The organism is Parvibaculum indicum (assembly GCF_011762095.1).
Lineage (GTDB): Bacteria > Pseudomonadota > Alphaproteobacteria > Parvibaculales > Parvibaculaceae > Parvibaculum > Parvibaculum indicum.
Map to the genome: position 1 here is coordinate 143,248 of NZ_JAASQO010000007.1, position 26,931 is coordinate 170,178.

22 protein-coding genes and 1 riboswitch are annotated in these 26,931 nt (G+C 62.6%); of the genes, 13 read left to right on the top strand and 9 right to left on the bottom strand.

Going from position 1 to position 26,931, the window contains the following annotated elements:
* Positions 1–299 precede the first annotated feature (299 nt).
* From FHS78_RS10505 to groL, 3 genes are all read left to right on the top strand, one after another.
* On the top strand, positions 300–884 hold the full coding sequence (locus FHS78_RS10505; protein ID WP_167093951.1) for a TetR/AcrR family transcriptional regulator: 585 nt from the start codon (positions 300–302) through the stop codon (positions 882–884).
* 222 nt (positions 885–1,106) lie between these two features.
* Positions 1,107–1,418, top strand: a complete 312-nt coding sequence (gene groES / locus FHS78_RS10510) for a co-chaperone GroES (RefSeq protein WP_167093953.1) — start codon at positions 1,107–1,109, stop codon at positions 1,416–1,418.
* A gap of 90 nt (positions 1,419–1,508) precedes the next feature.
* Complete coding sequence (gene groL, locus FHS78_RS10515) at positions 1,509–3,167, top strand: chaperonin GroEL (protein WP_167093955.1); 1,659 nt, start codon at positions 1,509–1,511, stop codon at positions 3,165–3,167.
* A gap of 722 nt (positions 3,168–3,889) precedes the next feature.
* On the opposite strand, the gene metE is transcribed toward groL, so the two are convergent.
* The 3 genes from metE to FHS78_RS10530 all read right to left on the bottom strand — a co-directional run bounded on the left by metE (position 3,890) and on the right by FHS78_RS10530 (position 8,134).
* Entirely contained in the window at positions 3,890–6,193 is a 2,304-nt protein-coding gene (metE, locus tag FHS78_RS10520) for a 5-methyltetrahydropteroyltriglutamate--homocysteine S-methyltransferase (RefSeq protein WP_167093957.1), read from the bottom strand.
* A gap of 108 nt (positions 6,194–6,301) precedes the next feature.
* Positions 6,302–7,102: an acyl-CoA thioesterase gene (locus FHS78_RS19400; protein WP_167093959.1), complete on the bottom strand. Its 801-nt coding sequence runs from the start codon at positions 7,100–7,102 to the stop codon at positions 6,302–6,304.
* A 152-nt stretch (positions 7,103–7,254) separates the two neighbouring features.
* Positions 7,255–7,453: riboswitch (cobalamin riboswitch) on the bottom strand.
* A gap of 54 nt (positions 7,454–7,507) precedes the next feature.
* Positions 7,508–8,134, bottom strand: coding sequence for a TetR/AcrR family transcriptional regulator (locus tag FHS78_RS10530; protein WP_167093961.1), 627 nt, complete (start codon positions 8,132–8,134; stop codon positions 7,508–7,510).
* Positions 8,135–8,232: 98 nt separating this feature from the next.
* Here FHS78_RS10530 and FHS78_RS10535 point away from each other — a divergent pair, with 98 nt between their 5' ends.
* Together FHS78_RS10535 and FHS78_RS10540 are read left to right on the top strand one after the other, a co-directional pair.
* Positions 8,233–9,594 (top strand): flavin-containing monooxygenase, encoded by a 1,362-nt coding sequence (locus FHS78_RS10535; RefSeq protein WP_167093963.1) that lies wholly within the window; start codon positions 8,233–8,235, stop codon positions 9,592–9,594.
* The gene (locus FHS78_RS10540) at positions 9,594–10,418 is read left to right on the top strand and encodes an SDR family NAD(P)-dependent oxidoreductase (protein WP_167093965.1); all 825 of its coding nucleotides are present in this window, start codon (positions 9,594–9,596) and stop codon (positions 10,416–10,418) included. Before FHS78_RS10535 ends, FHS78_RS10540 begins: the two co-directional genes overlap by 1 nt.
* Here the strand turns inward: FHS78_RS10540 and FHS78_RS10545 are convergent.
* The 4 genes from FHS78_RS10545 to hisS all read right to left on the bottom strand — a co-directional run bounded on the left by FHS78_RS10545 (position 10,413) and on the right by hisS (position 14,951).
* A complete protein-coding gene (locus FHS78_RS10545; protein ID WP_167093968.1) occupies positions 10,413–11,162 on the bottom strand; it encodes a TSUP family transporter in 750 nt (249 codons plus the stop codon). The two genes, FHS78_RS10540 and FHS78_RS10545, sit on opposite strands and share 6 nt — an antisense overlap.
* A 5-nt stretch (positions 11,163–11,167) precedes the next feature.
* Positions 11,168–12,151, bottom strand: coding sequence for an ATP phosphoribosyltransferase (hisG, locus tag FHS78_RS10550; RefSeq protein ID WP_167093970.1), 984 nt, complete (start codon positions 12,149–12,151; stop codon positions 11,168–11,170).
* Positions 12,148–13,335 (bottom strand): ATP phosphoribosyltransferase regulatory subunit, encoded by a 1,188-nt coding sequence (locus FHS78_RS10555; RefSeq protein WP_167093972.1) that lies wholly within the window; start codon positions 13,333–13,335, stop codon positions 12,148–12,150. Before FHS78_RS10555 ends, hisG begins: the two co-directional genes overlap by 4 nt.
* A gap of 92 nt (positions 13,336–13,427) precedes the next feature.
* Entirely contained in the window at positions 13,428–14,951 is a 1,524-nt protein-coding gene (gene hisS / locus FHS78_RS10560; protein WP_167093974.1) for a histidine--tRNA ligase, read from the bottom strand.
* A gap of 467 nt (positions 14,952–15,418) precedes the next feature.
* Between hisS and FHS78_RS10565 the strand changes: the two genes are divergently transcribed.
* The 4 genes from FHS78_RS10565 to FHS78_RS10580 all read left to right on the top strand — a co-directional run bounded on the left by FHS78_RS10565 (position 15,419) and on the right by FHS78_RS10580 (position 19,645).
* On the top strand, positions 15,419–16,966 hold the full coding sequence (locus FHS78_RS10565) for a hybrid sensor histidine kinase/response regulator (RefSeq protein ID WP_167093976.1): 1,548 nt from the start codon (positions 15,419–15,421) through the stop codon (positions 16,964–16,966).
* Positions 16,967–17,121: 155 nt separating this feature from the next.
* Positions 17,122–18,507, top strand: coding sequence for a cytochrome ubiquinol oxidase subunit I (locus FHS78_RS10570; RefSeq protein ID WP_167093978.1), 1,386 nt, complete (start codon positions 17,122–17,124; stop codon positions 18,505–18,507).
* Between the two features lie 12 nt (positions 18,508–18,519).
* Positions 18,520–19,527, top strand: coding sequence for a cytochrome d ubiquinol oxidase subunit II (gene cydB / locus FHS78_RS10575; RefSeq protein ID WP_167093980.1), 1,008 nt, complete (start codon positions 18,520–18,522; stop codon positions 19,525–19,527).
* A complete protein-coding gene (locus FHS78_RS10580) occupies positions 19,514–19,645 on the top strand; it encodes a DUF2474 family protein (RefSeq protein ID WP_167093982.1) in 132 nt (43 codons plus the stop codon). The genes cydB and FHS78_RS10580 overlap by 14 nt, the downstream gene beginning before the upstream one ends.
* 4 nt (positions 19,646–19,649) lie before the next feature.
* On the opposite strand, the gene FHS78_RS10585 is transcribed toward FHS78_RS10580, so the two are convergent.
* On the bottom strand, positions 19,650–21,110 hold the full coding sequence (locus FHS78_RS10585) for a helix-turn-helix domain-containing protein (RefSeq protein ID WP_167093984.1): 1,461 nt from the start codon (positions 21,108–21,110) through the stop codon (positions 19,650–19,652).
* Positions 21,111–21,339: 229 nt separating this feature from the next.
* Between FHS78_RS10585 and aceB the strand changes: the two genes are divergently transcribed.
* Both aceB and aceA read left to right on the top strand, forming a co-directional pair.
* Positions 21,340–22,956 (top strand): malate synthase A, encoded by a 1,617-nt coding sequence (aceB, locus tag FHS78_RS10590; protein ID WP_167093986.1) that lies wholly within the window; start codon positions 21,340–21,342, stop codon positions 22,954–22,956.
* Positions 22,957–23,002: 46 nt separating this feature from the next.
* On the top strand, positions 23,003–24,295 hold the full coding sequence (gene aceA / locus FHS78_RS10595) for an isocitrate lyase (RefSeq protein ID WP_167093988.1): 1,293 nt from the start codon (positions 23,003–23,005) through the stop codon (positions 24,293–24,295).
* Between the two features lie 59 nt (positions 24,296–24,354).
* On the opposite strand, the gene FHS78_RS10600 is transcribed toward aceA, so the two are convergent.
* Positions 24,355–24,756, bottom strand: a complete 402-nt coding sequence (locus FHS78_RS10600; protein WP_167093990.1) for a hypothetical protein — start codon at positions 24,754–24,756, stop codon at positions 24,355–24,357.
* 113 nt (positions 24,757–24,869) lie between these two features.
* Here FHS78_RS10600 and FHS78_RS10605 point away from each other — a divergent pair, with 113 nt between their 5' ends.
* Both FHS78_RS10605 and FHS78_RS10610 read left to right on the top strand, forming a co-directional pair.
* Positions 24,870–25,670 carry a helix-turn-helix domain-containing protein gene (locus FHS78_RS10605; RefSeq protein WP_167093992.1) on the top strand — a complete coding sequence of 267 codons (801 nt, stop codon included), beginning with the start codon at positions 24,870–24,872 and terminating at the stop codon, positions 25,668–25,670.
* 77 nt (positions 25,671–25,747) lie between these two features.
* A complete protein-coding gene (locus FHS78_RS10610; RefSeq protein WP_167093994.1) occupies positions 25,748–26,893 on the top strand; it encodes a serine hydrolase domain-containing protein in 1,146 nt (381 codons plus the stop codon).
* Positions 26,894–26,931: the final 38 nt, after the last annotated feature.

Genomic DNA, 26,931 nt, shown 5'->3' on the forward strand with positions numbered 1-26,931 from the left:
GCTGGTCGGCGCAGCGGCCGTCACTTTGGCGCGCCATCCTAAACACGCAGCGGGCGACGGCAAGGGCCGGCGGGCGCGACATGAAAATACATGCAAATTATTATCTTTTGTCCATGCGGAGGCGCATATCGACGCAGCGCCATGACAGCGCATTCCCAGTGGTGTATGCGATAGGCAGACTTATCGTTATTGGCGTACGCGCTCTCCGGGGGGACTGGGTGTCAGAGAGCGGCGCAGGAGAGAGCTCGGGGGAGCACCCGTTGGCCGTGAAACAGCGTATGGCGGCCCCGAAAGGGGACATGTCCAGGCAGACATCGAGCGACAAGCGCGAGACGATCATCGACGCCGCTTTCGATCTTTTTCGCCATTACGGCTATCGCCGCACCTCCATGGAGGATATCGCCCGGGCCGCCGGCGTCGCCAAGGGGACGCTTTATCTCTATTTCGCCAGCAAGGAAGAGCTCTTCGAGGCTATCGCCCGAATGCTGGCGACGCGCATGCTGGAGGCGGTCCGGGAGGCCGCCGCCCGCGACCTGCCCCTCGAGGAACAGTTTCTGGGCGTGCTGGACGCCAAGCTCGGCGCCGTCTGGCGGTGGATCTATTCGAGCCCCCATGCGGCGGAACTGCTGGATCCGCAGCACCAGCTCCCCGACGATATTTTCACGGAGGTGGACACGACCTTCCGCGCCGTCATGGCAAGGCTGATCGAAAAGGGCATGGAGAGCGGGGAACTCGACCCGAAAGCTGCCGGGCTCACGGCGGAAACGGCAGCGGCGACGCTGGTCACGGCCGCCTATGGGGCCGAGAAAGCGCCGGACGAGGCGGAATTCCGCAAAACGCTCGCCAATATCGTCCGTCTGACGCTCAGGGGCCTCAGGGCCTGACGGGCGCCGCCCCCCTCTCCAAGGGCCGAAACGCGTACCTTCCCGGGCCGAAAAACCCGAGTCGTTGCAGCGGTTTATCGCCACTCCACGCTTGACACTCCGCCGGCCCACTCCTATCTCTCGCCGGAGCTATTGGCACTCACTTTCCTCGAGTGCTAACAGCTTCCAAAAAATCCAGGGTTTCCCGCCAGTTCGGCGGTTCCGAAACAGGAGACGCAAGAGATGAAATTCCGTCCTTTGCATGACCGAGTTGTCGTGCGCCGGGTCGAGGAAGAGGCCAAGACTGCCGGTGGCATCATCATCCCCGAGACCGCTCAGGAAAAGCCCTCCCAGGGCGAGATCGTCGCGGTGGGCCAGGGCGCCCGCGGCGAAGACGGCAAGGTCGTGCCGCTCGACGTCAAGGTCGGCGACCGTGTGATTTTCGGCAAATGGTCGGGCACGGAAGTGAAGATCGACGGCGAAGACCTCCTCATCATGAAAGAGGCCGACGTCATGGGTGTGCTCGAAGGCAAATCCAAGAAGGCTGCTGAATAAGGCTCGCAAGTCCGATGTAACGGCCCGCGGGCCTTTTTTCGTTGCCCGCGCCGACAGGATCCATGAGCCAACAACAAGGAACGTAGAAATATGTCCAAGGAAGTAAAATTCGGGCGCAATGCCCGTGAGAAGATGCTGCATGGCGTCGACATTCTCGCGGATGCCGTGAAGGTGACGCTCGGCCCGAAGGGTCGCAACGTCGTGATCGAGAAGTCCTTCGGTGCCCCGCGCACCACGAAGGACGGCGTGTCCGTCGCCAAGGAAATCGAACTGGAAGATCGGTTCGAGAACATGGGCGCGCAGATGGTCAAGGAAGTCGCGTCCAAGACCAACGACACCGCCGGTGACGGCACCACCACCGCGACCGTGCTCGCCCAGTCGATCATTCGCGAAGGCGCGAAGTCGGTTGCCGCCGGCATGAACCCGATGGATGTGAAGCGCGGCATCGAGCAGGCCGTGAAAGCCGCCGTCGAGGATATCACCAAGCGGTCCAAGAAGGTGAAGTCCAACGAGGAAATCTCCCAGGTCGGCACCATCTCCGCCAATGGCGAGCGCGAAATCGGCGAGATGATCGCCAATGCGATGGAAAAGGTCGGCAATGAAGGCGTGATCACGGTCGAGGAAGCCAAGTCTCTCGAGACCGAGCTCGACGTCGTGGAAGGCATGCAGTTCGACCGCGGCTACCTGTCGCCCTATTTCATCACCAATGGCGACAAGATGGTGGCGGAGCTCGACGAGCCCTTCATCCTTCTCCACGAGAAGAAGCTCACCAGCCTGCAGCCGATGCTGCCGATCCTCGAATCGGTCGTGCAGAACGGCCGTCCGCTCCTCATCATCGCCGAGGACATCGAGGGCGAGGCCCTGGCGACGCTCGTCGTCAACAAGCTGCGCGGCGGCCTGAAGGTCGCGGCCGTGAAGGCGCCGGGCTTCGGCGATCGCCGCAAGGCTATGCTGGAAGACATCGCGGTGCTGACCGGCGGTCAGGTGATCTCCGAAGATCTCGGCATCAAGCTCGAGAACGTGACGATGGACATGCTCGGCTCGGCCAAGCGCGTCTCCATCACGAAGGACGACACCACGGTCGTCGACGGTCTCGGCAAGAAGAAGGACATCGAGGCGCGCGTCGCCCAGATCCGTCGCCAGATCGAAGACACCACCTCCGACTACGATCGCGAAAAGCTGCAGGAGCGTCTTGCGAAGCTCGCGGGCGGCGTGGCCGTGATCAAGGTCGGCGGCGCCACGGAAGTGGAAGTGAAAGAGCGCAAGGACCGTGTGGATGACGCGCTCAACGCGACCCGCGCCGCGGTGGAAGAAGGTATCGTCCCCGGTGGCGGCACCGCCCTTCTGATGGCTGCCAAGGCTGTCGGCAAGCTCTCCAGCGAGAACCGCGATATCCAGGCCGGCATCAACATCGTGAAGCGCGCGCTTGAAGCCCCGATCCGCCAGATCGCCGAAAATGCCGGCGTCGAAGGCTCGATCGTGGTGCAGAAGGTGCTGGAGTCGAAGGCGGCCAATTACGGCTTCGACGCCCAGAACGAGGCCTATATCGACCTCGTCGCGGCCGGCATCATCGACCCGACCAAGGTCGTGCGTACCGCGCTTCAGGACGCCTCCTCCGTGGCAGCCCTGCTGATCACGACGGAAGCCATGATCGCCGAAAAGCCGAAGGCCGAAGGCGCCGGTGGCGGCGGCGGCATGCCTGATATGGGTGGCATGGGTGGCATGGGCGGTATGGGCGGCATGATGTAATCATCCCGACCCGTCCGGCCTCACAGCCGACGAGTTCAGAAGGGCCGGTGGCGACACCGGCCCTTTTTGTTGCCCCGTTTTCGGTCAGCGCGTTTCTCTCAGCGTCCGCTCGACCGCCGCTTTCGCATGGAGCGCGGTCGTATCGAAAAGCGGGACCGAACAATCGCCTTGCCTCCGGCCCGCCGTCGCGTTTCTCCCTCGCTCTTTTCCATGAGGATCGCGCAGGCATATCGTTCGGCACAAGGAGAGAAAAACTTATCCTCCCCCTCTCACGCACCCCCATATTGATGGAACCGGCCTTCATCGACGGGGCGCTGTTGGGTTGTCAGGCAGCGCGGAGGGCCGGGCGGCATCCGCAACCCGGGGCGTGACAAACCCCGGCTTCGCCGGACGCATGCGGGCTGAAAAAGTGCCTGCGTCGAAGCACGAGAAAATGCCGTGCGCGGGGTGGGACAAGCGCCGCCCCTACACATGCCACATGTCACATGTAGGAACATGTGCGGTTCGAATTCTGCCCCGCGCCCCTTCTTCCGAAGGACAGCCGGCCAAACCTCCGAGGGCTACGCGCCTTGCGGGGTTGTCCGTGCTTCTTCCCACGCTTTCAGCCCATGGCGAGATGAAACGGCAGAGAGCCCTTGCCGCTCGCATGCGCGCGCCGACGGATCGTTTCCCTGTCGACGTGCTTTAAAGAGGACGGTCCATCGGACCGCCCTCTCCCGATGTTACTCGGCGGCGACGCCGAGTTCTGCTCTGAGGCTCCTTGCCGCCTCGACCATGGTGCCCAGCGCGGCTTCGGTTTCCGGCCAGCCGCGCGTCTTCAACCCGCAATCCGGATTGACCCAGATATGTTCGGCCGGCAGGCGGCTTGTCGCCAGCCGGAGCAGGTCTGCCATCTCCTCGGTCTTCGGTACGCGGGGCGAATGGATGTCATAGACGCCCGGCCCGATTTCGTTGGGGTACTCGTAGTTCACGAAAGCATCGAGAAGCTCCATGCGCGAGCGCGATGTCTCGATGGAAATCACATCCGCATCCAGCGACGCAATCGCCTCGATGATATCGTTGAACTCCGAATAGCACATATGAGTGTGGATCTGCGTCTCGTCCTTCACGCCGGAGGCGGAAAGACGGAAGCACTCCGACGCCCAGTCGAGATATTCGTTCCAGCGTGAGCGGCGCAGGGGCAGCCCTTCGCGCAAGGCCGGTTCGTCGATCTGGATCATGCCGATCCCCGCCGCCTCCAGATCGTTCACCTCGTCGCGGATGGCGAGCGCAATCTGGCGGCACGTCTCCGAGCGCGGCTGATCGTTGCGCACGAAGGACCATTGCAGGATCGTCACCGGCCCGGTCAGCATGCCTTTCACCGGCTTTTCGGTCAGCGACTGGGCGTAGGCCGACCATTCCACTGTCATCGGATGCGGCCGCGATACGTCGCCGAAGATGATCGGCGGCTTCACGCAACGCGAGCCGTAACTCTGCACCCAGCCGAATTTGGTGAAGGCAAAGCCGTCCAGCATCTCGCCGAAATATTCCACCATGTCGGTGCGCTCGAACTCCCCATGCACCAGCACGTCGAGGCCGAGCTTTTCCTGCACGCGAATACCGCGTTCGGTTTCGGCCTTCAGGAACTCTTCATAGGCTTCGCCGGTCATCTCACCCTTGCGGAACTTCGCACGGGCCTGGCGTACCTCTTTCGTCTGCGGGAAGGAACCGATGGTCGTCGTCGGCAGCTTCGGCAATGCGAAATGCGCCAACTGCGTCCTACGCCGCATAGCGAAGGCGCTTTTGCGATGCGCCATATCTGGCGTTATGGCCGCCATGCGTTCGCGTACCTTCGGATTGTGCGTCCGCTCCGAGGCAAAGCGCGTGCGCTGCGCCTTTGCAGACGCTTCGAAAACATCCGCGACGGCGGCACGGCCTTCGTTCATCGCCCGTGTCAGCGCTTCGATTTCGCCGAGCTTTTCCTGCGCAAAAGCGAGCCAGCTTTTGAGTTCGTCATCCAGCCCGCTTTCGAGCTCCAGGCTATAGGGGACATGGAGAAGCGAACAGGAGGTCGAGAGGATCAGCCTGTCGTCGCCCATCCGCGCCAGCGCATGCTGTGCCAGCTTGTGCGCCGCCTCGAGATCGGCCCGCCAGATATTCCGCCCGTCGATCAGGCCGAGCGACAATGTCTTGTCGGAGGGAAAGGCGTCGATGGCGCTTTCGATCGTTTCAGCGCCACGCACGGCGTCGAGATGGATTGCAGCCACCGGCAATGCGAAGGCCATATCGCGATTGTCCACCGGCAGTTCGTCGAAATAAGCAGTGAGGTGAATTGACAGTTCCGGCACCTCCCGGGCGATCCGCTCGAACGTCTCACGGTAGATGGCCCGCTCGCGGTCGGAGAGTTCCAGCGTGAGGCAGGGCTCGTCGAGCTGCACACATTCCGCGCCCTGGGCCGCGAGCCCCTTCAGCACCTCCAGATAGACCGGCAACAGCGCGGGCAAAAGTTCCGATGGCGCAAAGCCGTCCTGCGTCGCCTTGCCGAGCATCAGGAAGGAGACCGGCCCCAGCAGCACGGGACGCGTCGCATAGCCCAGCGATTTCGCCTCGGCGAATTCATCGAAGGGTTTGCGCGAGGCGATGCGAAAACTCGTCTGCGGCGAGAGTTCCGGCACGATGTAGTGATAGTTCGTATCGAACCATTTCGTCATTTCCATCGCAGCGACGTCACGCTTGCCGTCCTGCGCACCCCGGGCCATGGCGAAATAGGTCGCGAGATCGACATCGCCGTCCACGCGCCCGAAACGCTCGGGGATCGCGCCGAGAAGGCAGCACATGTCGAGCACCTGATCGTAGAGCGAAAAGTCGTTGCTCGGAATGTAGTCGATGCCATGGCTTTTCTGCGTAGCCCATGCGGCGGCGCGCATGGCAGCGGCTGTTTCCTGAAGCGCCTGCGTGTCGCCATCCGACCAATAGGTCTCCAGCGCTTTCTTGAGTTCGCGCCTCGGGCCGATACGGGGATAGCCGAGTGTGGCTGATCTGGTCATGATTCCTCTTTCTGTGTGTCGCGGCGGTGCAGATGAAGGAAGGGGCGCGACGCCGGGCTCACCGGCACCGCCACTTGCGATGATCCGTCGTTCCGCGCCCCGATCCGGTCAATCGAGACGCGGCGGCACCTGAGCCGGACGGCCCTTGTCGTCCAGTGCGACCATGGTAAAGCGTCCCACGGCGCTGGAGCGGACATCGCCCGTCATCGGATCCTCGACATCGAGATCGACGCCGACGCGAATGGAACTCTTGCCCGTCATGAGGATGCGCGCAGTGAGAATGGCGAACTCGCCCACTTTCACGGGGCAGCGGAACTCAACCTCTTCCGAGGCGGCCATCACCACGGTCATGCGGCAATGGCGCGTCGCAGCGACGAAGGCGGCCTTGCCCATCATCGACAGCGCTTCCCCGCCGAACAGGATATCGCGGTGATTGCTGGTGTCGGGAAAGACGACTTCCACGAACTGCGTGAGATTGTCGTCAGGCGGCGGCGAAGCGACGGCCGACGGCGGCGGCATTGGCGCTTCCGCTTCGCCAATCGATGCCATCACCATGCGCCCGCTCACGGCCCTCTGCCGGTCGCCGGTCAACAGGTCTTCGGCGACAAGCTCGCACATCACGTCGCAGCTGTTCCGGCCCGTTTTCACGATATGGGCGGACAGTTCGGCAAGCTGCCCTGGCAGCACGGGCTTACCGAAAGCGACATCATTGATGGCAGCCGTCACCATGCGCCGGCGCGTGAACCGCGTGGCGGCGATATAGCCTGCCCTGTCCATCAGGGCGAGCGAGGCGCCGCCGAACAACGTGCCGTGGTGATTGGTCTGCTCGGGAAAGACGAGTTCGGCTATTCGCGTAAAGGGGATGGCCGGCATGGGTGCCGGCGCGCAGAGGCCCAAAGGGATTTCCATGATTGTGTCCTGTCTGAAGCAACGAAATACGCCGCCAGCGGACACAGTCGGATGGATGCAACCGGTTCGTCGTTTTGTGTTTGCCGGTTATGACACCGGCGGGTCTTTGTGTTCTGCATCTTTTCCTCCAGGGTACACCCCGCCCCTTGGTTCGCGTTGACGGCGTAATGGCAGGTCTCCTGGCTCACAGGTCTCCGATCTTCCCGGCCTTCCCGGCATCCTGCGGCGGACGCCAGTGGCAATTGAGGTCGATCTCTCTGCTTACAGTTGCGGGGGCAGCCGCGGCTTTGAACCGCGTTCCCTTTTCATCCACTGGCGTTACCCGGCGGAACCACTACACGCGGAAGACTATGCGGCGGACGATCGGGGTGCAACCCCTCCCGGTCCGACCGTCTTTGCGTCACATCAGATGCCGTCCGGAAGAAACGCCTCGTATTCCAGTCGCAGCATGCGTCCGTATTCGGCGACGAGGCGGTCGCCCTCCTTGCGGTCCACGGCGATAGCCAGGCGCACCGCCGCGCCGGTGAGCTGCATCAACAGGAAACAGACCGTATCGAGGCGGGCATGTTCCTTCTTCGGCACGAAGGGCTTCAGCGCACCCGCCACGATGCGGGCATTCTCGCGGCTGTCCTCGATGTCCATGTCCTGAATGTCCTTGTCGGACTGCGTGCCCGACCAGATGTCCCGCGTCACCGGCTCCATGAGGAACATCGCGTAGTAGCCTTCCAGCAGATTGTCGAGACGGCCGAGCGCATCCTCCACGCTTTCGACATCGGCAAGACTTTCCCGCAGTCCTTCGCGCACGCGCAGCATGATGCGCTCGGCCAGCGTGCGAACGATCGAGGCCTTGTCGGGAAAATACTGGTAGAGCGAACCGATGGGCACGCCGGCCCGCGCCGCGATCTCGCTCATGCGCAGCTGGTCCGATCCCGTCCGCTCGATGAGTTCGGTCGCCGCCGTCAGAATTTTCTCTACCCGCGCCCGCGCTCTTGCCTGTGTCGGCTGACGCCGGACCGCCGTGTTTTCGGTCATTTTCCCTGCCGTTTCGGAATCGACTTGCATTCCTAAATATGAGGCTTTATCACATTTTACAAATGTGAGGGATATTCATATTCGAAAGGGAGAAGAATATGGCTGCGACCAAGGCGGGAAAAGTCTGCATTGTGGGCGGCGGACCGGCGGGGCTCAGCCTCGTTCGGACATTCCTGCGCTACGGCATTCCCTTCGACTGTTTCGAACGGCACAGCGATGTGGGCGGGCTCTGGGACCAGAGCAATCCGGGCTCGCCGGTCTATGACACGGCGCATTTCATCTCGTCGAAAACGCAGTCGCATTATCACGACTTCGACATGCCGGCGGATTATCCGGACTACCCGTCGAACCGGGACATCCTGAACTACATGCGCAGCTTCGCCGATGCCTATGGCCTGCGCGAGCACATCACCTTCAACACCTCCGTCGACAAGGCGGAGATGCAGGAAGACGGAAGCTGGCGCGTGACGCTGTCCAATGGCGAAACGCGAGACTATGCCTCGCTGGTCTGCGCGAACGGCACCAACTGGCATCCGGTCATGCCGGACTATCCGGGCGAGTTCACCGGCGAAATGCGCCATGCCGTCACCTATCGCAACGCAGAGGAATTCAAAGGCAAGCGCGTCATGGTCATCGGCGCGGGCAATTCAGGCTGCGATATCGCCTGCGACGCAGCCTTCGGCGCGGACAAGGCCTTCATCAGCCTGCGGCGCGGCTATCACTTCGTGCCGAAGCGGCTTTTCGGCGTCCCCGCCGATGTGATCGCCGCTTCCGGCCCTGCCCTGCCGATGTGGCTGGAACAGCGCGTGTTCGGTCTCATGCTCAAGGTGCTGAACGGCGATCTGACGCGGCTCGGCCTGCAGGCGCCGGATCATCGCGTGTTCGAGTCCCATCCGATCGTCAACGACCAGCTTCTCCACTATCTCGCGCATGGCGACATCCGGGCAAAACCCGATGTGGAGCGCTTCGAGGGCAAGACAGTCCATTTCAAGGATGGCACGTCGGAAGAGATCGACCTCATCATCTGTGCCACGGGATATGAGTGGAAGGTGCCTTATGTCGATCCCTCCCTCTTCACCTGGAAATCGGGACGGCCGGATTTCTACATGAACCTCTTCAGCCGCGAGCATCCGAGCCTCTATTCGCTGGGCATGATGGAAACCAATGGCGGCGCCTACAAGCTCTTCGACCAGATGGCCGACCTTATTGCGCATAGCATCATGATCCGTGCGGAAGGCGGTAAGAAATCGAAGGCCTTCGACCGGTTCGTCGCAACCGACAAACCGGACCTGACGGGCGGCATCCGTTTCGTCGGCTCGGCACGACATGCGACCTATGTGGAGATCGCGGCCTATCGCAAGCACATGAAAAAGGTGCGCCGCAAATTCGGCTGGAGCGACCTTGAGGATGGCTGCTTCGAGAGCCTGCGTCGCGACACCCCCGTCAAAGAGGCCGCCTGATGCCGGGAGACCATCTCGCGGGCCGCAAGGCGCTGGTAACGGGCGCGGCAGGCGGCATCGGTCAGGCCGTCGCGCGCCTGCTCGACCGGCAGGGCATGAAACTCATTCTGGTGGACCGGAACGAGGAGGCCGTCCGTAACACGGTTTCATCCCTCCTCACCTCGCCGGAGATCATTGCCTGCGACCTGTCGGATCGCGACGATGTGGAGCGGCTCTGCGCGCATATCGCGCGGGCACATTCCGACCTCCATGCGCTGGTGAACAATGCCGGTATCGGACTGCCCGGGCCGGTCAATGCCCTTGAGATGGACGTTATCGACGCTCATCTCGAGATCAATCTGCGGGCGCCCGTCCGGCTCATGCGCGCCGTTGCGCCGCTGATGGAGGCGCGCGGCGACGGTGCCATGGTCGCCACGGTTTCTCTGGGCGGCGTCTTGGCGCTGAAGGACAGCGCGCCCTATTCCGCTTCCAAATTCGGCCTTCGCGGTTTCCTCTGCGGCCTTCATCAGGAGCTGCATCCGAAAGGGGTGAAAGTGTCGGGGATCTATCCGGCCGCAGTCGATACCCCCATGCTGCATCACGAGGCGACGCATGGCGGCTCCGTCCTCAATTTTGTGGACAAGGTGATGACGCCGGAGGATGTGGCGCAAGCCCTCCTCAAAGGCATCGAAACCGGCAAGCTCGAAATCTATGTGCCTTACAGCGCCAGCGTGACGGCGCGTATCGCCGCCGCCTTCCCATGGATGATCCGCCCTCTCCTGCCGACGCTTGAAAAGATCGGCGAGGCGGGCCGAAAGAAATTCGTCGCCCGGAAAGGCTTATAAACCGGTCACGAGCATCAGGCCGCGCACAATCAATATGCTGCCGATCGCATAGAGGAGCCAGCGGCTCCAGCGCTTGAACTGGGTATCGTCCATACGGTCGAGCAGCATCTTGCCCAGCGTCGTCCCCAGCATGGCAAGCGGGGCGACCATCGCATAGATCCACCAGGGCAGGTCGGCGGGCGGGAGGAGATGCGAGGCCAGCACGCCGAAATAGAGCAGTTTCGTCAGGTGCTGGATCGTCTGCGACACGGCCTTGGTCGCCACGATCTCATGGCGCGCCAGCGGGCTCCTGACGAAGAAGACGTCGAGGATCGGCCCCGCCACGCCCGCGACCAGCGTGAGGGCCGTCACCACGAAACCGCATAGCGGCGCGATGAAGGGCTGCGTGATGTCGAGGTTCCAGGTCTTCGGGATCGAGAACCCGACAAAGGGAATGAGACCGAGGATCAGGAAGACGGTCGCCTTGTCCGGCACGAAACGCACCGCCATGAAGAGACCGAGGGCTACCGCGCTCCCCGCCACGATTTCCAGCACCAGACGCCAGCGAATGGCATCCCTGTTGATGATCGCGCGATAGCCGTTGGAGACGGCTTGCGTGACCCCGTGCAGCATCATCGCCGCGCCGACCGTGAAGGCGACTGTCAGATAGCCCATCAGGATCATCCCGCCCGCCATGCCGAAAATGCCGGACAGCGTAGCGGTCACGACCACCACGACGGCAAGGATGAGGGGGGATGAAAGCATGGTATTCAGACCTTGCGGCCGAGCCTTTCGCTCAGGCGGGTGCGCAACGGATTTGCCGCATCGAAGATATAGCCTGCGCGGCTTGCCGTGACGCGGTCCTTGCCTTTCTCGTGCAGGAACGCCGTCAGCGCGTAGAGCTTCGCATCGGCGACATGCACGATACGGATGGGCGACCCCGCGCCCGCACCGAAAGGCACGACCGCGCCGAAACGCTCGCCCAACTCGCTCAGGAAGGCGTCATCGCCTTCGCCGCCCGCGAAACGCACTTCCACCGTTGCGGCGGCGCGCGCTTTCGCATCCACCCGGTCGAGAATTTCTCCGGTGGCGGCAAGCGCCTTGTCCGACCAGTCCGCATTGAGGCTTGCCACGAGGTTCGCCTGACTGCGCAGCATCACGCCGTCATCCAGCACCTTGAGGTTGTTCGCCGCGAGCGTGGTGCCGGTCGTGGTGATGTCGACGATCGCTTCCGCGGTGCCTGCCGCCGGGGCGCCTTCCGTCGCGCCCGCGCTTTCCACGATGCGATAATCCATCAGCCCGTGTTCGGCGAAGAAGCCGCGCGTCAGGTTCAGATATTTGGTCGCGATGCGAATGCGCCGTCCGTGACGGCGATGAAAGGCGAGCGCCACATCGTCGAAATCGGCCATGGTGGAAACGTCGATCCAGCTCTGCGGCACGGCCACCACGACGTCGGCAAAGCCGAAGCCCAGCGGCAGCACGAGCTCCACCTTGTTTTCCGGCTCGGCGATCCGCTCTCGGATGAGATCCTCGCCCGTCACGCCGAGATGGATGGATCCCTCTTCCAGACGCAGTGCGATTTCGGAAGCGGAGAGAAAAGCGATGTGGACATTATCCACGCCCTTCAGGCGCCCCACATATTCACGCCCGCCGCCCGACTGTTTCACCTTCATGCCCGCATCGGCGAAGAAGGCGTTGGCGTTTTCCTGAAGCCGTCCCTTGGAAGGGATACCGATGATGAGTTCGCCGCTCATTTCGTTACTCCCTTCGATTTCAGGGCACGGGCCAGACGCTCCACCGTGAAGGCGCAACCGACGGCCGGTACGGATTGCACAGCACCGAGACTCTTCAGCAGGCCGTCATAACGCCCGCCGCCCGCGATCACTTTTTCCGGCCCAAGCTCGGGCACCTGAAGCTCGAAGACGAAGCCCGTGTAATATTCGAGCCGCCGCCCGAAGCCTGCCTGGAAGCGCGCCTTCGACAGGTCGAAGCCCTTCGCCTCGATGGCGGCGAGACGCTTCTCCAGCGCCTCGAGCCGCGGCTCGATGGAAATTCCTGCACTCGCCGTCAGTTCGCGAATGCGCGGCGCAACGTCTTTCGGGGCGAGTGTGAGGCCGAGGAAATCGTCGATCAGCTTCACGATTTCCGGGGAGAGCGGCGCGGCGCTGGCGTCCGCCGCCTGCTCCAGCAGGCGCTCGGCGATCTCGCCCGTGCTGCGCCCGCCGACCGGTGAAATACTGGCGAGCTTCAGCACATCCTCGATCACGCTTTTGGCGCTCTTCTCATCCAGCGCGTTGAGCGCGGCGAGAAGCCCCTCCTGCTCACTGCCCGCCTCGGCATTGCCGCTTGCAAGGCGCTGCACGAGTTCCCGGAAATAGTCCGGCCGCCAGAACTGACGCTTCAGGCGCGACCGCCAGCCCGGCGCGATGTCGAGCGCATCGACCAGCGCATCGAAAAGCGAGAGGTCGCCCATCTCGACCTCGAAATCATCAAGCCTGGCCGCCTTGCAGCCATTGACTGCCAGCGCGAAGGCTTCCGCATCCGCCGCCTCGCGGTCGGCAGCGCCCAGCAATTCGGCGCCGGCCTGCAGCACTTCATTGGGTTTGGGCGATCCTTGCGGCTGGAAACGATATACCGGCCCCGAATAGGAAAGCCGCGCCTCGCTGCCATCGCCCGCCCGCTCCAGAAACAGGCGGCAGGTGGGGATGGTCAGATCCGGCCTCAGGCAAAGCTCCGTCCCGCCCGGATCGGTGAACATATAGAGCCGGCGGCGGATATCCTCGCCGGACCGGTCGAGGAAGACATCGGCGGGCTGCAGCACGGAAGGTTCCACGCGCTCGCATCCGGCCGTCTTGAAGACGGACCGCAATTCCCCCGTCAGCGTCTCCCGCAGGGTGCGGATTTCGACCTCGTCGGAGGTCTGGACTGTTTTCGGCATGATGTGCCTCTTTATCGCGCGATGCCTCGTTTTCCGGCGCGCGCCCTGTCTAGCATAAATTCGATAAATTTCGGGAAAGGATGGAATACGGCCTACCGGCCGTGATGGCCCGCATGGGAGCTATGGCGGGCGAGCATCTTCTCGACTTCCTCGACAAGATTTGCGCGCGGGATAGATACCTGGGCGGGCTGGCCCTCGCGCCATTCCGCATTGTCCTCGATTTCCTTGGACATCTCCGCGCCGAGAATGAGGTCCTTGAGCGTAACCTCGCCCCGGGCTCGTTCATCCTCGCCCTCGATCACGGCAATCGGAGCGCCGCGCCTGTCGGCATATTTCATCTGGGCGCGCATGCCGGAGCCGCCGAGATACATCTCGGCCCGGATACCCGCCTCGCGCAGTTCCCGCGTCATGGCCTGGGAATCCGCCATGCGGTCGGCGTCCAGCGTCAGCACGACGACCGGGGCGGACTGCGCTTCGTCTTCCAGCTTGCCGAGAAGCTCCAGCGCGGCCAGCAGGCGGCTCACGCCGATGGAAAAGCCCGTCGCGGGCACTTTCACGCCCTTGAAGCGCTCTACCAGGCCGTCATAGCGCCCGCCCGAGCCCACCGAGCCGAAGCGCACCGGATTGCCCTTCTCGTCCTTCACCTCGAACAGAAGATCGGATTCGAAAACCGGGCCGGTGTAGTAGCCGAGGCCGCGCACGATCCAGCTGTTGAATTCGATCCGGTCCGAGCCGTATCCCGCGGCGGTGAAGAGTGCGTCCATCTCGGCGAGTTCTTCCACGCCCTCAAGGCCGATTTCGGACTTGCCGACGACTTTGCGCCAGCCATCCAGCGTGGCCTTGCGGTCGCTCTCTTCCGTACCGACACCGGACTCCACATAGTCCATCACGCGCGCGATCTGATCGGGCTCAAGCCCCGCGCCCTTGGTGAAGTCGCCGGATTCGTCCTTGCGGCCCGGTCCCAGCAAAAGCTCCACGCCCTGGCGGCCCAGACGGTCATATTTGTCGATCGCGCGCAGCACTGTCATGTGGACAACGCTACCGGGTTCGCCTGCAATGCCGATCTCTTCCATCAGGCCGTCCAGCACCTTGCGGTTGCTGGCGCGCAGCCGATAGGAGCCGCGCGGGATCCCCACCGCCTCGAAGCAGTCGCAGGCCAGCATCACCATCTCGGCATCGGCGGCGACCGTCGGCGCGCCGACAGTATCGGCGTCGAACTGGGTGAACTGACGGAAACGGCCCGGCCCCGGCTTCTCGTTGCGCCAGACGGGACCGGTCTGATAGCGGCGGAAGGGCTTGGGCAGGCCGTCATAATTCTCGGCCACATAGCGGGCGAGCGGCGCCGTCAGATCGTAGCGCAGCGCCATCCATTGCTCGTCATCGTCCTGGAAGGCGAAAACGCCTTCATTCGGCCGGTCCTCGTCGGGCAGGAATTTGCCCAGCGCATCGGCATATTCGATGGCGGAGGTTTCCAGCGGGTCGAAGCCATAACGCTCATAGACCTCGCGAATGCGCGCAAGCATGCGCGCTTCCGACCGCAATAGCGGGCCCGAAATGTCGCGAACCCCCTTCGGCACACGCGCCTTGGGGCGGAATGTCTTTTCTTTCTTGGCCATGACCGGAGACTGAATGAGCCGGAACGCTGAAATCGGGCGCATTCCTAGCCTATCGGGGTAGGCATAACAAGCTGCCGGGGCCGCGGGGCCCGCCGCCACGAATCAATATGGCCGGCAGGATGTGCAGATCCGGCTCTCTCTCGTCCGCAAACCGCTGAATTCCGCGCCTTTTCGCGAAAAAATTTCTCAGCCTTTCAGGGCTTGCTCACACGGGAGCGGGCTGAGTCATGCCTTTGGTTTGACTCACCTTTTCATACCGCCCCTGCATCCCCTTCTTGTGGGTGTTCGGCAAACTATCCACAACATGCTGGGGACATTAACACCCCATTTACCTGTCGAATCGATTGTCGAGAAAGAACGGCGCGCAAATCGCCAGTCGCGTTTACCATGCTCTTGTGTGAATGGGCTGGATAGCCGGGTTGGCGGCTATGGGCGGGCGTACCGGATCGGCAAGGGACACAAGGTCGATGGGACAGCAAGCCATCTCGTTCCACAGCGATGCTGCGCGGTGGACAGAGGACATTCACGACGAAAACCGCTCCGGCGCAGATGTGCTGCGGCATTTGACCGTGCATACGATCACCCGTTCCGCCGCATTGAAGCGCGGCCTCGCAGACCTCGCGGCGGATGCCGGCGCGGGACCATGCCAGTTCAGCTTTTCCGGAATCGAGCATGGGCTCGAACCGCTGATGGCCCCGGGGATCGACGCGATCATCATCGATATCGGGTCTGGCGCGCCGACGGAAATCTCCTTTCTCCGTCGCGTGGTAACGATCGGCCCCGATGCCCCCGTCATCGCCATCGGCTTCGACGACCCCACCCTTCAGACCGAAGCGATGAAAGCGGGCGCCGACGATTGCATCGGCGTCACCGACGATGCCCCTCGCAGGGTCGCCATGGCCGTCCGCAGGGCGGTCATTCGGCGCAACCGGAACGACGAACACTGCGCTGCGCCGGTTACCGACGCGCCGGGCCTTACCCTGGTTCAGGAATCGGCGGAAGCCATCGTGATCCTCGATTCCGACGGGCTGGTTCAGTTCATGAATGATGCGGCCGAGGAAATTCTCGGCTGCAGGGCCGTCGACCTGCAGGGCAAGCCTTTCGACCTGCCGTCGGAACCCGGCGAACACGATGTCAAAGTGAACCGGCCGGACGGCGATCTGCGTTTTGCGGAAATGCGCGTCGTCGACACGCAATGGGGCGGCGTACCCGCCCGCGTGGCCGCGCTTACCGATACGACCGTGCGCCGCGCACTGCAGCACACGCTGAAATCGGCGGAAGAGGAAACGAAAGACGTGCTGCGCCGCAATCAAAGTTTCTTCTCCAACGTCAATCACGACCTGCGGACCCCGCTTACCCACATCATCGGCTTTTCGGAACTGATGAAGAACGAGCAGCTCGGTCCGCTCGGCGAAGGGCGCTATCGCGAATACGCGCAGGACATCCATTCCTCCGGCACCATGCTGCTCGACATGATCGAGGATCTGCTGGGCATCGCGGAGGCGGAAACCGATCGCATCGATCTGACCGACGAGATTTGCAGCGTCGCACAACTCGTCGAAATCGCCATGACGAGCCAGCGAAGCAATGCCAGAGCCGAAGGCGTGACGCTGGAGCTGGAAACCGCCGCGCGCCTGCCCGGCCTGCGCGGCGATCAGAAACGCCTTCGCCAGGGCTTCTTCAGGCTGATTTCAGAAGCCGTCCATTGCGCCCATCGCGGCGCAACGCTGCATATGCGCATCGCCGAGTCCGACAAGGGACTGGACGTCGTTCTCGAGGAGAAACACGACTGGCCCGGTCAGGGCCGCTTCAGCGAGCTTGAGAGTGGCGACGATCCGTTTGTGAGCGCCGAAGACAGTAGCGCCCCGCGCCCCGAAAGCCTTGCCCTCTCGCTGACCCGCAAGGTGATGGAAATGCATGATGGCAGCCTGCATGTCGATGGCGGACGCGGTCTCGACGGGGAACAGCGGCTCATGCGGATCGTCCTGACCTTCCCGCCCGACAGGCTGATCTGATAGCTCGCGTTTCTGACAAAGGCGCATTCCCGAATTGCTGCGCCGCGTCAAAATGCGCTGCGTCAGATTGTGTCAATCGAGAGAGGCGGGCTTCTCTCACCAACGCAGAGGTGTATGGTTCACCGGTCGCACGTGCTCATGTCATGAGGTGATCGATGCCCCCCATAGATCCCGAAATACTCGGCAGGCTGCAATTCGCGTTTACCGTTTCATTTCATATCCTGTTCCCGACTCTCACCATCGGTCTTGCCGGCTATCTCACATTCCTTGAATGGCGATGGCTGCGCACCAGGGACGACACCTTCCTGCGGCTCTACAAATTCTGGGTCAAGATTTTCGCGCTGGCCTTCGGCATGGGCGTGGTTTCCGGCCTCGTTCTCTCCTACCAGTTCGGCACCAACTGGTCGGAATTTTCACGCATCACGGGGCCCGTGCTCGGGCCGCTCCTCGGCTTCGAGGTACTGACCGCCTTTTTCCTGGAAGCAGGCTTTCTCGGCATCATGCTTTTCGGCTGGGACAAGGTCGGCGAAAAACTCCATTTCCTCGCCACATCCCTCGTCGCTTTCGGCACGGCACTCTCTGCCTTCTGGATTCTTTCCGCAAACAGCTGGATGCAGACGCCGGCGGGCGCTTCCATCGTGGACGGACATTTCGTGGTGGATGACTGGCTCGCCGTCATTTTCAATCCGTCCTTCGTCTATCGCTTCCTCCACATGACGACCGCGTCTTACCTCACGACGTCGCTCGTCATTTCCGGTATTTCCGCCTTCTACATTCTGCGCGGCGACACGACCGGCACCGCGCGGCGGGCCTTTTCCATCGCCATGTGGGGGGTGCTCGTTCTTGCCCCGCTGCAGGTTCTGCTCGGAGACCAGCATGGGCTCAACACGCTCGAACACCAGCCGATCAAGGTCGCGGCGATGGAAGGCAACTGGAACACGGAATCCAACGTGCCCTTGCTTCTCTTTGCCATTCCGGATCAGGCCGAGGAGACCAACCATCTGGAGGTCGGCATACCGAACGGCGCCAGCCTCATTCTCCGACACAGCGCGGACGGCGTTGTCCCCGGCCTCAAGGAGGTTCCCAAGGCGGATCGCCCGCCCGTGGGTATCGTCTTCTGGTCGTTCCGCCTGATGGTTGGGCTCGGATTCCTGTTCGTCGCGCTCGGCCTCTGGGGCCTGTGGGCGCGCTGGCGCGGCCGGCTCTACGACACGCGCCCGCTCAAATGGCTGGCCGTCGCACTCACGCCGACAGGCTTCGTTGCGACGCTGGCAGGCTGGTTCGTCACGGAGGTGGGCCGCCAGCCCTATACCGTCTACGGCTTGTTACGCACCGCTGACAGCACCTCGCCCAGCGTGGCGGCCAGTGCGATCGCGACGACGCTGACGATTTTCCTCATCGTCTATGGCGGGCTCTTCGGCGCTTTCCTCTACTATTTGGGCAAGCTCATCCGCCAGGGCCCGTCCGAACCGGAAACAACCGGCGAAACGCCCGAGGCCATGCGCGGCGCGCGTCCCGGCCTTGTAGTTCCCGCGGAATAGGAGGCAGTTCCCATGGAAATTCTCGCTCTCATATCCGCCGGCATCATCGCCGCCGCCATTCTGGCCTATGTGCTGCTGGACGGTTTCGATCTCGGCACGGGTATTCTTTTCCCCTTCGCGCCGGATAGCCGGTCGCGCAACATCATGATGAACTCCGTCGCGCCCGTCTGGGACGGCAACGAGACCTGGCTCGTACTCGGCGGCGGCGGGCTGATGGTTTTCTTCCCGCTCGTTTATTCGGTCGCGCTATCGGCCTTCTATATCCCCGTCATGCTGATGCTCTTTGCCCTGATCTTCCGGGGCGTCGCTTTCGAATTCCGTCACCAAGCCGATACGAGCACCCATTTGTGGAGCGCGAGTTTCTTCGGTGGCTCGCTGATCGCGGCTTTCATGCAAGGTGTGCTGGTCGGCGCGCTTGTACAGGGCGTCCGCGTCGAAGGCCTTCACTATGCGGGCGGCATGTTCGACTGGTTCTCACCCTTCACCGTGTTGACCGGTCTCGGCACGGTGGTCGGTTACGGGCTGCTGGGGGCGACCTGGCTCATCCTGAAAACGGAGGACGACCTTCAGGCCTGGGCCAGACGCTCAGCGCTGGTTCTGGCGGGCGGCGTGCTTATCGCCATGGCGGCGGTCAGCGTATTGACGCCCTTCCTCCGGCCCGCGATCGCCGATCGCTGGTTCGGCGGCATCAATCTCGTCTTCCTGTTCCCGATCCCGGTTCTCACGGCTCTTCTGGCCGCATGGCTTTTCTACACCATCCTGTCGGACCGGGAGCTCGCACCGTTCCTCTCTTCGATCGGGCTCTTCGTTCTCGGCTTTGCAGGGATCGGCATTTCCCTCTATCCGCACATCATCCCGCCCGACATCACGATCTATGACGCTGTCGCACCGCGTTCCAGCGTGATCTTCGCGATGGTGGGCGTGGCGCTCGTCCTGCCGATGGTGCTTGGCTACACCTGGTACGCCTATAGCGTGTTCAGAGGCAAGGCGACGGAGCATGGGGGCTATGGCGGAGAATAACCATCGCAACGCTTCCGACGCCCGCAAGCGGCTCTTCTGGTTTGCGGGTATCTGGCTTGCCGGCGTCGTGGCGCTGGCAGCCTTCGCCTATGGCGCGCGGGCGCTGATGGGGCTCTGAAGCGCTATTCGCCTGCCTCCCGCTCTTCCATCACAGGCACCCCGAAAGGCGAAACACCGCGCACATGGTCGTCCACACGCAAGCGGTGCTTCAGCGGCGGGAAGGCACGCTGCGAACAGTCGAGCCGTTCGCAGAGCCGGCAGTTGACGCCGATGGGCATGGCGCCGCGCTCGTCGTCGAGATCGTATCCCTGGCTATATATAAGTTTGCGCGCATGGGCGATGTCGCAACCGAGCCCCACCACATACTGGTCGCCCGGCACGCCTATCCCCGACCCTGCCCGGCTCACCGTGCGGGCGATCGAGAAATAGCGCGTACCGTCTTCCATCTGCACGATCTGGGAATAGACCTGCCCCGGCACACGAAAGGCGTCATGCACGTTCCATCGCGGGCAGGTGCCGCCGAAGCGCGCGAAGTGGAACCCCGCAGCCGAGAAACGTTTGGAGACATTGCCCGCATTGTCCACACGGATGAGAAAGAAGGGGATACCTTTCGCCCCGGGCCGCTGCAGCGTCGTCAGGCGATGGCAGACCTGCTCGAAGCTCGTGCCGAAACGGCGGCCCAGCAGCCGGATATCGTAATTGGTCTGCTCCGCCGTCCTGAGAAAGGCGTCGTAGGGCATGAGGAGCGCCGCCGCGAAATAATTCGCCAGCGCGACACGCATGAGACGGCAGGCCTCATCGCTGTCGAGACCGGAACTCTCGACGATATCCTCGATGGTCCGGGATTGTTCAAAATAGCCGAGCTGATAGGCAAGCTGGAAAGAACGGCCCGGTTGATCGAGAAGTTCGGAGAGGAAGATCGTCTGGCGGTGACGGTCATAGCGGCGCAACTCGCCCGACATGATGTCGGCGGGCGCGATCCGGGTCGAGACGCCATGCTTGTCGCGCAGCGCATTGCGCAGGCTGACATAAGGCTCGTCCGCGCTGATGCGCGCGCTCTCGTAAAGTTCCTCCGCTGCGGCATCGAGGGCGGGAAAATGGTTCTTGCGGCTGTTGATGAAGTCCCGCACCTCCTCCAGCGGCAGGCCGGGCGTATCGCTCGCATCGTCGATATCGCGATCGGCAAGGCGCTCGGCCAGCATGGCGCCGCTGGTCATGGATTCCTGATAGGAGCGATAGAGCGTCGACACCGCATCGGCGAAGGCGGGGCTCGCCGCGGCGACCTCCTGCAGGTCCTGGATGGATAGCCCGGCATCGCGAAAGACGGGATCGGCGAAGATTTCGCGCAGCACGGTGAGAGCCCGGGCCTCGTCGTCGCCGCCCAGCGTCCTGAGGTCGACATCGAAGACTTCGGCGAGCTTCAGCAGAATCTGTACGGAAACGGGTCTCTGATTGCGTTCGATCAGATTCAGATAGCTCGCGGAGATGCCGAGATTCTCCGCCATGCGGGCCTGGGTAAGTTTCCGTTCGCGGCGAAGGCGCCTGATGCGCGGGCCGGCAAAAACCTTCTTTTCGGCTGCCATGTGACTGACTCTCTTACAGGAATCCGGATCCCGAACGATCCGGCTCCGCTGAAAATAATTTACAAAATTTACATTTTCAACAAAAACGACAGCGAATCTTGTCAACAACTTTACTTCAATCTTTTCAATAGCTTAGGAAATGGACCCTCGGTCATGGACATTCGGCTGTCGTCAATGTATGACCGCCGCAAATCCAGAACCCGAGAACGGCCAGCGGAGGCGAGCAAGCATGAGCGGAGCACCGAGCGTGGACGGCGTTGTCATCAAGGGCGCGATGAAGCCCGGCTATGAGCGCATCCTGACCCAGGAAGCCCTGGAATTCGTAGTGGCGCTGGAGCGCAAATTCGGCGCCCGCCGCAAGGAGCTGCTCGCCGCGCGCGCCGAGCGTCAGAAGAAATTCGATACCGGCGAGCTGCCCGACTTCCTGCCGGAGACGAAGAACATCCGCGAAGGCGACTGGAAGGTCGCACCGATCCCGCAGGATCTGCTCGACCGCCGCGTGGAAATCACCGGCCCGGTCGACAACCGCAAGATGGTCATCAACGCGCTGAACTCCGGCGCGCAGTCCTACATGACGGACTTCGAGGATGCCGCGGCGCCGACATGGGACAACATGATCGGCGGCCAGCAGAACATGATGGCCTATTGGGACAAGTCGATCGGTTTCACCGACGAATCCAACGGCAAGACCTATGACGTGATCGAAAAGCCCGCGACACTGATCGTGCGGCCGCGCGGCTGGCACCTGGAAGAGGCGCATGTCGAAGTCGACGGCCAGCCCATGTCCGGCGGTATTTTCGATTTCGGCCTCTATTTCTTCCACAATGCGAAGAAGCAGATCGCATCCGGTTCCGGCCCCTATTTCTACCTGCCGAAGATGGAAAGCCATCTGGAGGCGCGCCTCTGGAACGACATCTTCATCGATGCGCAGAAGGCCCTCGGCGTCCCCAACGGCACGATCAAGACCACCATCCTGATCGAGACCCTGCCCGCCGCCTTCGAAATGCATGAGATCCTTTACGAACTGAAGGATCACATCGTCGGCCTCAATTGCGGACGCTGGGACTACATCTTCAGCTACATCAAGCGGCTGGGCAAAAACCCGAACTTCATCCTGCCCGACCGCGCGCAGGTGGTGATGGGCAAGGCCTTCCTGAACGCCTATTCGCTGCTGCTGGTGAAGACCTGTCATGAGCGCGGCGCCTTCGCCATGGGCGGCATGGCCGCCCAGATCCCGGTGAAGGGCGACGAAGCCGCCAACGAAGCCGCCTTTGCCAAGGTTCGTGCCGACAAGGAACGCGAGGCCAATAACGGCCATGACGGAACCTGGGTCGCGCATCCCGACCTCGTCGCGGTGGCCATGGAAATCTTCGGCAAGCTCGAAGGTCCCAACCAGCTTGCCCGCCAGAGGCAGGACGTGGATGTCGGCCAGAAGGAACTGCTCGAGCCGCATACGGGCGAGCGGACCGAAGAGGGTATGCGCGAATGCTGCCGCGTGGGCGTTCAGTATATCGAAGCCTGGCTCGGCGGACGCGGCGCCGTGCCGCTCTACAATCTGATGGAAGACGCCGCGACGGCCGAAATCAGCCGGACGCAACTCTGGCAGTGGATCTATCACGGCGCCGACCTCAGCGATGGCCGCAAGGTCACGCCCGAGCTCTTCGACGAAGTGCTCGACGACGAGATGAAGAAACTCCGCGAAACGCTCGGCGAAGAGCGCTGGACGAAGGGTCACTTCGAAGAGGCTGTGAAGCTCTTCTCCGACATGACCAAGGCGAAGGAATGCGAGGAATTCCTCACGCTGCCGGCTTACCAGCAGATTCTGCAGCAGGAAGCCGCGAACTGAAACCGGGCCCCCTCACCCCTCCCCTCCGATTACGAGGAATGAAAACATGAGCAAGACTTTCTACGACCTCATTCCCGGCGCACCCAAGGGCCGGTTCGACAATGTTGAGCGCAACTACAGCGTCGAAGACGTTGAAAAGCTGCGCGGCTCCTTCCCCATCGAGTACACGCTTGCCACGCGCGGCGCGAACAAGCTCTGGGAAGGCCTGCACACGGAAGACTACATCCACTCGCTCGGCGCCCTTTCCGGCAACCAGGCGATGCAGATGGTCCGTGCCGGCCTGAAGGCGATCTATCTCTCCGGCTGGCAGGTTGCCGCCGATGCGAACACCGCCTCCGCCATGTATCCCGACCAGAGCCTCTACCCGGCCAATGCCGGCCCGGAGCTCGCCCGCCGCATCAACCGCACGCTGAAGCGCGCGGACGAGATCGAGCATTCCGAAGGTGGCGCGAAGCGCGACTGGTTCGTGCCGATCGTGGCCGACGCCGAAGCCGGCTTCGGTGGCCCGCTCAACTGCTTCGAAATCATGAAGGCCTACATCGAGGCCGGTGCCGCTGGCGTCCACTATGAAGACCAGCTCGCTTCCGAGAAGAAGTGTGGTCATCTGGGCGGCAAGGTGCTGATCCCGACCAAGCAGCACGTCCGCAACCTCAACGCCGCGCGCCTCGCCGCCGACGTGATGGGCACGCCGACCCTCATCATGGCTCGCACGGACGCTGAGTCCGCGAAGCTCATCACTTCCGACATCGACGAATACGATCACGACTTCATCGACTTCGATGCGGGCCGCACGGCTGAAGGCTTCTACCGCCTGAAGGACGGCACGGGCGTCGATCATTGCATCAATCGCGGCCTGGCCTTCGCGCCTTACGCCGACCTGCTGTGGTGGGAAACGTCAGTTCCGAACCTCGACGACGCCAAGCGCTTCGCCGAAGCGGTCAAGAAGAAGTACCCGGACCAGATGCTGGCCTACAACTGCTCGCCGAGCTTCAACTGGGAAGCCAACCTGGACAAGGACACGATTGCCAAGTTCCAGCGCGAAATCGCAGCCATGGGCTACAAGTACCAGTTCGTGACGCTGGCCGGCTTCCATCAGCTCAACTACGGCATGTTCGAGCTGGCTCGCGGCTACAAGGATCGCGGCATGGCCGCCTATTCCGAGCTGCAGCAGGCCGAATTCGGCGCCGAAGGCGACGGCTACACCGCCACGCGCCATCAGCGCGAAGTGGGCACGGGCTATTTCGACATGGTGTCGGTTGCCTCCGCCGGCGGCCAGAGCTCCACGACGGCTCTCGGCGACAGCACGGAAAGCGCGCAGTTCAAGAAGTCGGCCGACTAATCCGGTCGCCAGAACTTCGGACAAAAGCGAAGGCCGCGGGATTTCTCCCGCGGCCTTTTTTATTTGCCCCGGCGGGCCAGGATCTGGAGTTCGGTGAAGATCGCCACGGCGAGCGCCTGCCCTGCGACGAAGACATAGCCGAGCGCCGTCATCTCCACCCAACCGCCCAGCCACGCACCGAGCATCAATGCACCGCTTGCCACGATCCAGGCAATGTTGATTTCCACGACGATGGAAACGAGCGTTTCATTGATCGGTACGCGGCGGCCCATGAGGACGAGCGCCACCATCCAGGGGATGAAAGCGACGCCAACCCAGAAAAGGGCTGCGGCGGGCAGACCGAACAACCCCGACAGCGGATCGGAGGCCGCCATCATCAGCGTTCCCATCAAACCGCTTGCCACACCGTCGAGGTAGAGCGCATTGCGCAGGGTGAACGTATTGGAAAGTACGATAGCCATTTCAGGATCTCCTTCTCGCCTGTAATGAGACGATCCTTCCATCGGCTAGCGCCGCGGGTCGATTACGCGGGAGGTAATTGTTTGCTTTCCCGAGCCGGACTAGCCTTTCGGACATGGACAGGCAGACGACATCGGTGGGCGAGATGCTTCGGGACTGGCGGCAGCGCCGCCGGATGAGCCAGCTCGCCTTCGCGTGCGATGCGGAAATATCTGCCCGCCATCTGAGCTTCCTCGAGACGGGCCGCTCCATGCCCAGCCGGCAGATGCTGCTTCACCTGTCGGAACTGCTGGGGATTCCCCTGCGGGAACGGAATGCCCTGCTGATTGCGGCAGGCTTCGCGCCCATCTTTTCCGAGACGCGGCTCGACAGTCCGGATGCCGGCGCGGCGCGGCGCGCCATCGATCTCATGCTCGCCGCACATGAGCCGTTCCCCGCGCTCGCCGTCGACCGGCACTGGAACCTCGTCGCCGCCAATTCGGGCATCCCGCTCCTTCTGGCAGGCGTTTCCACCGAACTGCTGGAGCCGCCGGTTAATGTGCTGCGCCTTAGCCTGCATCCTGACGGTCTCGCACCAAGCATCGAGAATCTGGGCGAATGGCGAGCGCATGTCTTTTCCCGCCTGCAGCAACAGTTGGAGCTGGCTCATGGCGAGGGATTGGCCACGCTGATCGCCGAGCTGGAGGCTTATCCGGGCGGCAGGAAACCGGTCGAGAATTACGATGCCGAGTTCGGCGGGCTCATCGTGCCGCTGAAGTTCCGAAGCGAGGCGGGTACGCTTTCGTTCTTCAGTGCGACCACGGTCTTCACGACGGCCGTGGATATCACCTTTTCCGAACTGATCATCGAGACCTTTATGCCCGCCGACGATTTCACGGCAGCGGCGGTGCGCGAGATGGCGGAGCGCGCAGAGTGAGGCAAGGTCCGATTTCGCCTACGTAAACGCTCCCTTTGCCGATAAGCTCTTCCCAACAAGACAAGAGGGAGGAGAACATGTCGGACAGCAACACCGTCGATATTCAGGGAAATGTCGCGCCCGGCTTCGAGGCCGTGCGCGACGCCTTTGCAGCCAATTTTACCGAACGGGGCGATGTCGGCGCTTCCTTTGCGATCTGGAAGGATGGCGACTATCTGGTCGATCTGTGGGGCGGCCATTCAGACGCAGCGCGCACGAAACCCTGGCAGAGGGATACGCTGCCCAATGTCTGGTCGACGACCAAGGCCGTCGCCGCGCTCTGCCTCGCCCGTCTGGTGGAACGGGGAGAACTCTCCTATGACGACCCCATGGTCCGGTACTGGCCGGAATTCGGCACACATGGCAAGGACCGCCTTACCGTCGGACAGGCCATTTCGCATCAGGCCGGCCTTTCCACGCTGCGCGAGCCGCTCACGGCAGAAAACCTCTACGACCATGACGACATGGCTGCCCGCATGGCGGCGGCCGAGCCTCTCTGGGAGCCCGGCACGCGGTCCGGTTACCACGCACTCACTTATGCCTTTATCACCGGTGAACTCGTCAAGCGCATCACCGGCAAGACAATCGGCCAGTTTCTGCGGGACGAAATCGCCGGTCCTTGGGAGGTCGACTTCTTCATCGGCCTGCCGGAGAGCGAAGAACCCCGGATCGCCGAAATGATCGCCGCGCCGAACGCGCAACCGCTCGATGCCGCCAACCTCAACGACATACAGAAACTGACCTTCGCGAACCCTGCGCCTTCCGCGACCGCGCCCAATGAACGCGCCTGGCGGGCGGCCGAGATATCCTCCGCCAATGGACGGGGTACGGCGAGCGCGCTCGCGAAGCTGTTCGGCGCCGTCGCTGCCGGCGGCACGCTCAACGGCACGACGCTTGTCGGCAAGGAGACACTTGCCCGCATGTCCGCCGAGCAGATTTCCAACGAGGACCTTGTTCTGGGGCTTCAGGGAAGCTGGGGGGCGGGCGTCTTGCGCAATGCGGGCGGCATTCTCTATGGCCCCAATGAGCCGACAATCGGCCATTCCGGCTGGGGCGGTTCCTTCGTGGCCTGCGACCCTGTCGCCGGCATCGGTATTTCCTACGTCATGAACCAGATGGGGCCGGACCTTGCCGGGGATCCGCGCGCCATGTCGCTCCTGGCTGCATCCTACGACGCTCTTTGAAGGCGTCGGCGGCGCCGTGCTTCACGAGCGCCGCCGGA